Source organism: Helicobacter rappini (genome assembly GCF_900198625.1).
Classification (GTDB): domain Bacteria; phylum Campylobacterota; class Campylobacteria; order Campylobacterales; family Helicobacteraceae; genus Helicobacter_A; species Helicobacter_A rappini.
This window is the reverse complement of record NZ_FZPK01000057.1, coordinates 1-9547: the sequence shown is the minus strand read 5'-3', so window position 1 is coordinate 9547 and position 9547 is coordinate 1. Positions and strand designations below refer to the sequence as shown.

Sequence of the window (9547 nt, the reverse complement as noted above, 5' to 3'; positions counted from 1 at the left end):
TTTTTTTTTTTGTTTTTTGTTGTTTTTTGTTTTTTGTTTAGTTTGTGATTTCATTTTTTGCTATTTATATACTTATTTGTGCTTTGATAACAACACTTACTCAATTGTATTTATAAATTAAGTTACACTTAGCAATTTCATATTTTAATATTTTTTTTATATGTATGTTTGGTTGGTTGTAGTTTTTTGTTTTTGATTGGTAGGGGGGGTTTGGGGGTGGTGTTGACTCTATCTCTGCTTCAAAGCGAGGGGTATTTTTAAGAGATTCTATATTATTTAAGAATTATCTCTCCTTTTAGTTTTCTTAATAAAAAAGAATTGGCTTTAAGTGCAATTGTTTTTACTGTAGTATTTTTAATATCACGATGATGTATCCCTAACTTGTATTTTTGTAGATTTTGTATTAATACTGCCAAATTTTTTAGTCCCCAAATACTACAAAACACATTATAACAGAAGAGGTTTTTACAGAAAATCATACTCTACCTTTTTAACCACAAGTCCATTAGAATCTATCATTACTTCAACTCTACCGGCTTTCTTTAAGGATTGCAGAATCTAACCCCTAAAAATACTACTCCCAATGCGAAGATGGTTGCTCCCACATGCAATGGCGATTTCATAATCACTGCTCATACCCATTGAAAGAATGTTTGCATTATAGGGTTTTAGTCGCTCATAAAGATTCTGTGTTTGCAAAAAGCCTTTTTCAATCAAGGCTTTATCATCACTATTTGCACCCATACACATAAGCCCATTAAGCTCTATATTAGGACATGTCTCTAGAATCTCAAGGTAGCTAGAAAAAGCAGATTCTAAAGAAAAGCCACTTTTAGAATCTTCATTCGCACTATTGACTTGTAATAGAGCTTTCATCTTATAATCTTCTCGCATAAGCCGTTTTTGCAAAGCATGGGCAAGTTTTAGAGAATGCAGGGAGTGAAGCAATGCGGGTTTAATTTGTATTAGCATATTAATCTTATTTTCCTGCAGAGTGCCGATGAAATGCCACTCTATGTTGTGTGTAGATAGGGATCTGCTTTTTGCCATTAAATCTTGGACTTTATTCTCCCCAAAGGCGATTTGCCCGCATGAAAAAGCCTGTTGTATCTCATCTATATCACTATATTTACTCACAGCAATAAGCTTTATAGAATCTTTTCTATTATAACGCTCTTTTATTTTCTCAATAGATTCTAAAGTTTTTGCTAGATTCTCACAAATCATATTTTTCCCTTTTATATTATTAGGCTTCTTTTTCTCTCTCTGCTGCTAGAATCTCCACTTCTTCTACAAATCTATCTACAATGCTATCTTCACTCATCTTTGCTAAGACTTTGCCACCTTTTATAATATGCCCTATTTTATTGCCAAAGGCTATGGCAATATCTGCGTGTTTTGCCTCGCCAAGCGCATTGACCGCACAGCCCATAACGCTTACTTGCAAGGGCGTTTTAATATGTGCTAGTCTTGTCTCTACCTTCTTAATAGCACTGACTAAATCCGCCTGTATCCGCCCACATGTAGGACATGATACAATGGTAATGCCCTCTTTTTGTCTGCCTGAATAGCGTAAAATGCTTTTTGCAAGCTTTATCTCTTCTTCTAACTCGCCTGTGATAGAGCAACGCATAGTATCGCCGATTCCTTGCATGAGAAGATTCCCTAATGCAATGGAGCTTTTAATCATAGAATGATACAGCGTGCCTGCTTCTGTAACGCCTAAGTGGAATGGATAAGGCACTAATGGACGCAAAAGCTCATAGGCTTCTATTGTGCGTGGTGCGTCACTTGCTTTTAAGGATACTTTAATATTTGTAAAGCCAAAGTCTTCTAAAAGCTTGATATTATAAAGGGCAGATTCTACCATGCCCTTTGGTGTTGGTCCATATTTTTGCTCAAATTCTTTTTCTAAGCTGCCGCCATTTACGCCAATTCGTATAGGAATGTTTCGCACATTACATGCTTTTACCACTTCTTTTATCTTTTCTTTTGAGCCGATATTGCCCGGATTAATGCGTATGCAATCGACCGATTCAGCAGCGATTAATGCAAGTTTGTATTTAAAATGTATATCTGCGATAAGGGGCAAACTTGTCATGCTCTTTAGCGTTTTTAGTGCGTGTGCGTCCTCTTCTGTTAGCACTGCTAAACGCACAATGTCAGCTCCCGCTAGTTGCAATCTATCAAGTTGTGCTTTTGTCTCTTCGATATTATGGGTTTTGCTAAAAGTCATGCTTTGCACGCTAATTGGGGCATCACCACCTATTGCTACATTACCGACATAAATTTGCTTTGTGGGATAGCGAGGCTTTATTTTATCGCTTTGCATTGTAATCCTTTGTGTGAGTTTTAGAATCTAATAGCCCAAGATTCTAACATATTTTAATTGATTTTTCTATTACCACATAATGACAGATTATTTTTTATGGAATCTATTTTGCTTTGAAAGTAAAAATCACAATGGGGAATGCAAATGGATTTAGAAACACTAGGGAATATGGGAGATGAAGAGATGGCAGGAAAGATTGTCAGTATAGTAGCGATTATAAAGGTGCTTGGTAATAATATGCTTGGCAGAATCTTATCATCACCACTAAAGTTTGCAAAGCTTATAAAATTTAGCCTTAAGGTTAAAAAGGAGGCAGATAAGATCCAAGATAAAAAAGATATGGGTGATAAGATTGATAGTAGTGTCGCAATGGCAAAAATGATTCTAGAATACAGAAAAACAAATCCAAATGAAATGGAAACGCTATTTGAGATTCTAGAAGAGATGGTGCAAAAATATCAAACAAATCCAGATATAAAGCAAGACATATTAAATCTTATTGAAAAAAATGGTAAGTAGGTGGATTGCAAGTAGGGCTAACATTATATTGTATGCCTAAAATTTTAGTTAAGGGTAAAGTTAGAATATTATTAGATAGAGTAATATTCTGTGAATTTTTATGTGTAATTATTATGAAGATTTGGTGTAGCTATAAGCCGAGTTCTGTATTAAGTAATTATTTATCTAGATAATATTTCGCAATATTATTCAAGCGAATAGCTTAAAGACAGAGATATTAACCTGCTATTCTTGCTACGGATTGGGTTTGCATGGCATTTCTTGTTGCCAAGAAATCGGTAGGCTCTTACCCTGCCTTTTCACCCTTACCATGTGAAACATGGCGGTATATTTCTGTTGCACTTTCCCTTAGGTTACCCTAGCCATTTGTTAAATGGAATCCTATCTCTTGTAGCTCGGACTTTCCTCTTTTTCAAGCAATTACTTGCTACACCGCGTGAAATAATACCAAAAAATTAAAAAATCTGTTATTATTTTGAATGCAAAATACATTTTATAAAGGGTGAGGGCATTATGACATATGGCATTGACGATAAATTGGAGGATGAGTTACATGCAGAAGTCCTTGAGAAAATTGAGCTTTTTCAAAAAGAGCATGTTGTCCCACATCTTATGTTAGCAGCACGCAAAATGAAGCAGTTTGCTATAAGTCATTTGAAAACTTTTCATATTGGATTTGAACAAATTGCTGTTTTACATGCCCTATCACTTGCAAAAGAGTTAAATATTAATCAACTCGCAAAGATTATGCAAAAAGATAGAGGCACGGTTAGTCGCTGTGTAGAATCTTTATGTGCGAAAAAATATGCGATTAAGACAAAATCTATTAAAGACCAACGCATTCATGTCGTTCGTTTGACACAAAGCGGAGAACAATTTTTCATAGAAGTGTGTCAGTATTTTGAGAGTATCGCACAAAAACCAGAGAGTGCTATGAGTGCTTGTGAGATAAAGCAATTTCATGAGAGTTTAGAAAAAATTATTAATTATTGTAAAAATACACAAAAGACATCGCACGCAAGTTGCGTGTAAAAGCAAATAGCATTTTTCTACAAAAGCATTAATGTTTATGGAATCTTGCTAACAATAGCAATGTTATAAACTTGTGAAGTAAGGGGATTGTATGCGGAAGTTTATGGGTATATTATGTCTATTTGGTTGCTGTGTGGCAAAAGAGTTTTCACAAGATAGCGATTATCTTATCGGCGTTCATGCAAGAGTGGGTGCGAGTATGGGAGTTGGGATTGAGTTTGGAATGCCGATTATAAAAAGTGGGGTTGTAGAGTGGAGAAATTTTATCGGTGCGGAAAGCTTTGGTATGAAGTTAGCTAGCACACAATATGACACTGCTACTTTGCTATTTAGCGATAAAATGACTCTAAGCTATCTTACAGGGAGTTCTGTGGCTACAGCTATTGGGATAAGCTATTTTCGCCCATATTTGTTTCTTAGTGGTGGCTTTGGGCTAACCGGCGGCAAATATAACTCGTTTGGGACTTCACCATATTATGGGGAAGTGAGTGCTGGTATAGGACATGAGTTTATCACAAAGAATGGGCATACATTTTTCTTTGAGTTTGGAGGCGGGGCAATGTTTATAGATAAGGTTGTGGCAAATCAAACACTCACAACACAAGGGACAACAAAAGTTTTAGTTGGTTATAGATTCTATTATTCACGCTAAATACGGACGGGCATAAGCATATAGAATCTAAAACAATAAAATCTAAATTAAGAGAGAAGACATGCAAAACAAGATTTTACAGGAACGCAGGGAAGCTTTCCTGCAAGAGATAGTTAATGAAGCGTTAGGAAGTTTGGGCGATAGTCTGCTTAACACACTAGAAGTTACAAAAGTGCAATGCTCAAAAGGCAAACATGATGCCAAAGTATTTATAGAATCAAGCAGCATAGATAAAGCTATGCAAAATAAGATTTTACAAGCTTTCAAAAAAGCTCGTCCCATCATACAAGAATATATTTTGAGTGCAACTTCATGGCATACCGCCCCAAAGATTACCTTAGTATTTGATGAAAGTTTGCAAATACAAAATAATCTTGATAAAATTTTTGCACAAATTAATGCCAAATCAAGCAATAACGAAAATAAGGAATAAAGCAATGATAACACAAGATTTGCATGATAAGATTGAATCTTTAATCACACAAAAAGGCTTGGAACTCTATGATATTGAGTTATTAAAAGAGAATGAAAGCATGATTTTACGCATTTCAATCTTTAAGAAAGAGGGTATTAGTCTTGATGATTGTGAGAATATCAGCACGCTTATTGCACCACTTTTAGATGTAGAATTAAGCGATTTGGAGGCATATCATCTAGAGGTGAGTTCGCCCGGTGTTGAGAGAAATCTAAAAAAACCAAAGCACTTTTTATGCAGCATAGGGCAGAAAGTCGCAGTAACTATGTCTAATAAAACGATTATAAATGGCATTTTAGAATCTTACAATACAGATGAAATAACTATAAAAGAGATTCTAAAACCAACAAAGAAAAAGCAAAATAATTTAAAAGAATCTTCACAAGAAGTTAAAACACATATAATAAAACTTAATGAAACCAAAAAGGTAAAGACTATTTTTGATTGGGATAGTTATAGCTTGTAGCATACAAACGGTATTCTTTGTATTAAGAGTGTTTGCTATTTGCTTCTTTAATGGCTTTTGCCATTTAAATATTATAGTTTGGGAAAACTTTTGTGCGAAACAAAACTATTAATTTACAAAATATAGATAGCAATGTGATGATATGTTAATGGATTTAGAAAGTATACATATAACGCCAAACAAGCGAATATACTTCTTTTAAATAATCTTCATGTTTTTCAGAAGATATATCCATAGTGTATGCCTCCGAATGAACTCCTATAAAAGGTATCTTTACTATTAATTCCATTGTATGCTTGCTCCCTGAATAACGCATACCAGCATTCACAGCTAAATCAAGTGCAAATGGATTATTATGCTTAAAACTACCTGACCAATACCATGAATCATAGGAATATACACCGCCTGCTTGCAAACCAGCAACAATACCAAATTTTCCACATCCCACTTTTACAGCACTATATGTTACATCAACACCAACGCCAAATTGCAACACATAGAAATTATAGCCACTAAACATAGCATATCCGCGCATACCAACTTTATTGTTAAACCAATGTTGATATCCACTAAGTAATCCATAAGCAATATGGCTATTTTCCCATGCGTACTCATCAGTTCTATCGGCTAAAAAAGTTTTCTTTTTTGCTTGTATCATGGAGCTTCCTAACTGCAAACCAATAAACGCACCATTTTTTTCTTCTGTAGTCTCTTCAGCATATGACGCATAGGCAATAAGCACTAGTGTTAAAATGATGGCTTTGATACTCTTTTCAAATCCCATGATTTCTCCTTAAAAATTTGTAATGAGTTTGGCATTCTACAAAAAAAAAAAAACAAATCAAGGGTAAATAAAACATTATGTAAAGAGAGAAAAATGTAATTGCATTTCATATTATCACAACTCAAACCACTCTGTATGTTTGCGAGATAAATTTCATGTAATATAAGAAAACATCAAAAACCCTTGAATCGTTTTTTTTTTTTTGTATAGTTGCGTTTGCTTATGTAAAGGCTATATTCTAACATTTAAGGAATCTCATGTTTCTAAGCACTACTTTTAAAAGACGAATAAAGGGATATATGACTGCACAAATGTGGCATTCTTCCAGTATTCATACATTACAAGCTGAAATCCTGCAAACACAATTATTATCAACGAAAAAATACAGCGATCCTAGACGACTTGAGCATTTTGGATATAAAGCATATAGTCAAAATGATGAAGATGGAATCATACAAGAGATATTTAATCGTATAGGCACGACAAATCGCTTCTTTGTGGAGTTTGGCGTGCAAGATGGGCTAGAGAGTAATACGCATTTTTTGCTTCTGCAAGGGTGGAATGGCGTCTTTATGGAGGGCAGCAGTGAATATGTAGCACAGATTCAAGAGAAGTTTGCTAGTCCAATAAGTGAGGGGCGACTAAAGGTTGTGAATGCCTTTATCACGCGTGAAAACATTAATGATCTTATGCAAGAGAATGGTGCTGCAAAGATTGATGAGATTGATTTATTGTCGATTGATATTGATGGAAATGATTATTATATCTTTGAGGCAATTGAGTGTATTCATCCGCGTGTAATTGTCGTGGAATATAATGCGAAGTTCCCACCACCAGCTCGCTGGATTATGCCCTACAACAAAGAGCATGTATGGGATGGCACGGATAGACAGGGGGCGTCTCTGCAGGCTTTAGCAGATCTTGGAGAGAAAAAAGGTTATAAGTTAGTTGCTACAAACTTAAATGGTATCAATGCTTTTTTTGTGCGAAATGACTTGGCAGATTCTAATCTCTTTGCCTTGCAAAGCCCAAAAGAGCTTTATAATCCCATGCGATTAATGATCTTTAGAAGCGGTCATCCCACAAAGGAATACTTAGGGAATCATGCCCTTAACTTTAAGTAGCTGAGATAGTGTAAGTTGTTATTGTGGAACTTGTTGTAGTTTTATATATATTCGTTGAAGTAAAGTATCAAGCAATTGTTATATCGAACAAAGTGTTTTGTTTCTTAACACATAAGATAACAACATTTTAGATTCTAAAGCTGCAATAACCTGTATTTTATTGGAATCTAAATTCTAAATTAATATAAAAAAGCAAGTTTAGAATACAAAAGATTCCCACTTTAAAAGTGGGAATAGAATTTTAATAGTGTAAGGTTGTAAGACTGAACAAATATGTTGGAACAAAATAGGGCAGAACAAGTAAAGGTTATGTCCTATAAAACATTAGAAAATGTAAGAATAACCTACATTAATCACATGTGTATTTATTAGCATTTCGCTTTTATCATTCTTAGTCTTTGAGCTATATCCAGCTGATAGGGCTTGGATTTTTGCACTGATTTCTACTTTATGAGAACCTGCAAAAGTCGCTGCGATACCTACATTGATAGGGATATTGAATCCATTGTAGTTCATATCGCCAAGAAACATATCAATCGCTGCTTTTTGATCCGTAATACCAGTGATACCATAGCCAAGCCCAAAGCCTACATACGCACCAAGTGTAAAGCTATCTGTATTTAGGAAATTCACCATTGCATCGGCACTCAATGTTTAATTACAGATATAACACTTTTCAAGCTTCAAACACCCAAAATACCGACACTCTAAACACTAAGCAAAAAAGCCCTTTTACTTTTTGTGCATCCTTTTTGCATTACTACATAAAATCACAAGTAAAACAACATATATTCTAAAGATTTCAGTTTTGATTATGGTGTATGAATAAGGTTTTAAAGTTTTGTTTCTTTCCTATCTTTTTAAAATACCCTTACATTATAACTTAAAATCTAATCCTTTTTTTATATGATTTTTATCTAGTGATTATATATTACATTTTCACTTTACAAAGTGTTACAAACCAAGCAATACAAAATTACAAATTAATTAAAGATTTGATACAAATTAAAATTAAACATTCCAAAATATCAAATATAAAGGTAATCATAAAAATGAGTAGAAAAATAAGCATACCATATAAAGAAATCATTCCAAAGTATCAAACAGGGTATTATTCAATATCAAAATTAGCTAAAGAATATAACATTTCAAAAAGCACATTAAGCAAGTATATTAAAGAAAATAATATAAGAATTAACAACAGGCACAACATGCTACAAATGCCCTAAATAGCGGCTTTTCAACGCTTGAAAAAATAATTAACGAACGAGGTTTGCAAATTAACGAACACTTGCAAAATACACAAAATAACGATTTAACAGAATGCAAAAATATAAATACTTTGATTGTTAAAGAAGTTATAGAGATAGTAAAGCAAAAAAACCCTTATTTTGCATATATATTTCAAAATTTAAGCGACAAGGTTTTAAAAATAAGTAATGATTTGCTAGACAATGGAATCACAAATACAAAAGATTTAAAAAATATCACAAGTGCTATAAAAGATATTAACGATACCTTGCAAGTTATACCAAAACCCCCTGCATTCGCACAACAAATAAACATTAACAAAGATAATAATAACATTAACAATAATAAAGAATTTGTTAAACATATTGAAGTAGAGATTGTAAGCAAATGAAAACTAGAATATATAAAGATTTAAAGCCTTGTTTATATTGCTTTATAAGCCTTTGCATTGTTTTATATTACCTTGCTTTAATGTTTTGCTTTGTGTTATTGTGTGTAGATTTATAGTTTTGTATTGTTTGCAAGTGTGTTATGTTTTGCTTTGCATTGCATACTAAGATCCGAGCATAACAAGCTTATAACCTCATCATGTAATATATTTGCTTAATGTTGAGGTTAGCAAAGCATAACACATAACATAAAAAGTAACATATAAAGCAAGTATTGCATTGCAATCACTTTATAAGCCTTTGCATGTATATTAATGCCTTGCTTAGTTAGCATTGTATGCCACACTAAGAGCCGAGCATAAAAGCATATAAATATATTTAAGCCTTTGTATGTGTTAATCTTTAAGTATTGCATGCTAACATATACATTACATAAGCACATGTAAGCCTTTGCAAACACATAACACATACATATTTAAAACCTTAATGTATCATTATCAGTAGTAGGATTTAATACATATAA

The 9547-nt window shown here is 33.5% G+C and carries 12 protein-coding genes and 1 other RNA gene; 8 read left to right on the top strand and 5 right to left on the bottom strand.

Annotation, left to right across the window (positions count from 1 at the left end; translation table 11 throughout):
* Positions 1–558: 558 nt before the first annotated feature.
* Together C6H17_RS10330 and ispG are read right to left on the bottom strand one after the other, a co-directional pair.
* Positions 559–1227 carry a YggS family pyridoxal phosphate-dependent enzyme gene (locus C6H17_RS10330; RefSeq protein ID WP_005220004.1) on the bottom strand — a complete coding sequence of 223 codons (669 nt, stop codon included), beginning with the start codon at positions 1225–1227 and terminating at the stop codon, positions 559–561.
* A 19-nt stretch (positions 1228–1246) separates the two neighbouring features.
* The gene (gene ispG / locus C6H17_RS10325) at positions 1247–2332 is read right to left on the bottom strand and encodes a flavodoxin-dependent (E)-4-hydroxy-3-methylbut-2-enyl-diphosphate synthase (protein WP_005220005.1); all 1086 of its coding nucleotides are present in this window, start codon (positions 2330–2332) and stop codon (positions 1247–1249) included.
* Between the two features lie 144 nt (positions 2333–2476).
* On the opposite strand from ispG, the gene C6H17_RS10320 reads away from it, so the two are divergent.
* Entirely contained in the window at positions 2477–2851 is a 375-nt protein-coding gene (locus C6H17_RS10320; protein WP_020995802.1) for a hypothetical protein, read from the top strand.
* A gap of 117 nt (positions 2852–2968) precedes the next feature.
* On the opposite strand, the gene rnpB is transcribed toward C6H17_RS10320, so the two are convergent.
* Positions 2969–3287, bottom strand: an RNA gene (rnpB, locus tag C6H17_RS10315) — RNase P RNA component class A.
* 77 nt (positions 3288–3364) lie between these two features.
* Between rnpB and C6H17_RS10310 the strand changes: the two genes are divergently transcribed.
* The 4 genes from C6H17_RS10310 to rimP all read left to right on the top strand — a co-directional run bounded on the left by C6H17_RS10310 (position 3365) and on the right by rimP (position 5476).
* Positions 3365–3883, top strand: coding sequence for a MarR family winged helix-turn-helix transcriptional regulator (locus C6H17_RS10310; RefSeq protein ID WP_005220007.1), 519 nt, complete (start codon positions 3365–3367; stop codon positions 3881–3883).
* A gap of 91 nt (positions 3884–3974) precedes the next feature.
* Positions 3975–4535 (top strand): hypothetical protein, encoded by a 561-nt coding sequence (locus C6H17_RS10305; RefSeq protein WP_005220008.1) that lies wholly within the window; start codon positions 3975–3977, stop codon positions 4533–4535.
* A gap of 61 nt (positions 4536–4596) precedes the next feature.
* Positions 4597–4968 carry a 30S ribosome-binding factor RbfA gene (gene rbfA / locus C6H17_RS10300; protein WP_004084965.1) on the top strand — a complete coding sequence of 124 codons (372 nt, stop codon included), beginning with the start codon at positions 4597–4599 and terminating at the stop codon, positions 4966–4968.
* 4 nt (positions 4969–4972) lie between these two features.
* The gene (gene rimP / locus C6H17_RS10295; RefSeq protein ID WP_005220009.1) at positions 4973–5476 is read left to right on the top strand and encodes a ribosome maturation factor RimP; all 504 of its coding nucleotides are present in this window, start codon (positions 4973–4975) and stop codon (positions 5474–5476) included.
* Between the two features lie 154 nt (positions 5477–5630).
* Here the strand turns inward: rimP and C6H17_RS10290 are convergent, their stop codons facing one another.
* Positions 5631–6260, bottom strand: a complete 630-nt coding sequence (locus C6H17_RS10290; protein WP_005220010.1) for an outer membrane beta-barrel protein — start codon at positions 6258–6260, stop codon at positions 5631–5633.
* Between the two features lie 257 nt (positions 6261–6517).
* On the opposite strand from C6H17_RS10290, the gene C6H17_RS10285 reads away from it, so the two are divergent.
* Positions 6518–7384: an FkbM family methyltransferase gene (locus C6H17_RS10285; RefSeq protein ID WP_020995800.1), complete on the top strand. Its 867-nt coding sequence runs from the start codon at positions 6518–6520 to the stop codon at positions 7382–7384.
* Positions 7385–7708: 324 nt separating this feature from the next.
* Here C6H17_RS10285 and C6H17_RS10280 read toward each other — a convergent pair whose 3' ends face one another.
* Complete coding sequence (locus C6H17_RS10280; RefSeq protein ID WP_020995799.1) at positions 7709–8020, bottom strand: outer membrane beta-barrel protein; 312 nt, start codon at positions 8018–8020, stop codon at positions 7709–7711.
* A gap of 416 nt (positions 8021–8436) precedes the next feature.
* Between C6H17_RS10280 and C6H17_RS13570 the strand changes: the two genes are divergently transcribed.
* Both C6H17_RS13570 and C6H17_RS10270 read left to right on the top strand, forming a co-directional pair.
* Positions 8437–8613, top strand: coding sequence for a helix-turn-helix domain-containing protein (locus tag C6H17_RS13570; protein WP_080663006.1), 177 nt, complete (start codon positions 8437–8439; stop codon positions 8611–8613).
* 44 nt (positions 8614–8657) lie between these two features.
* On the top strand, positions 8658–9026 hold the full coding sequence (locus C6H17_RS10270; RefSeq protein WP_005220013.1) for a hypothetical protein: 369 nt from the start codon (positions 8658–8660) through the stop codon (positions 9024–9026).
* The last annotated feature ends 521 nt before the right edge of the window (positions 9027–9547 follow it).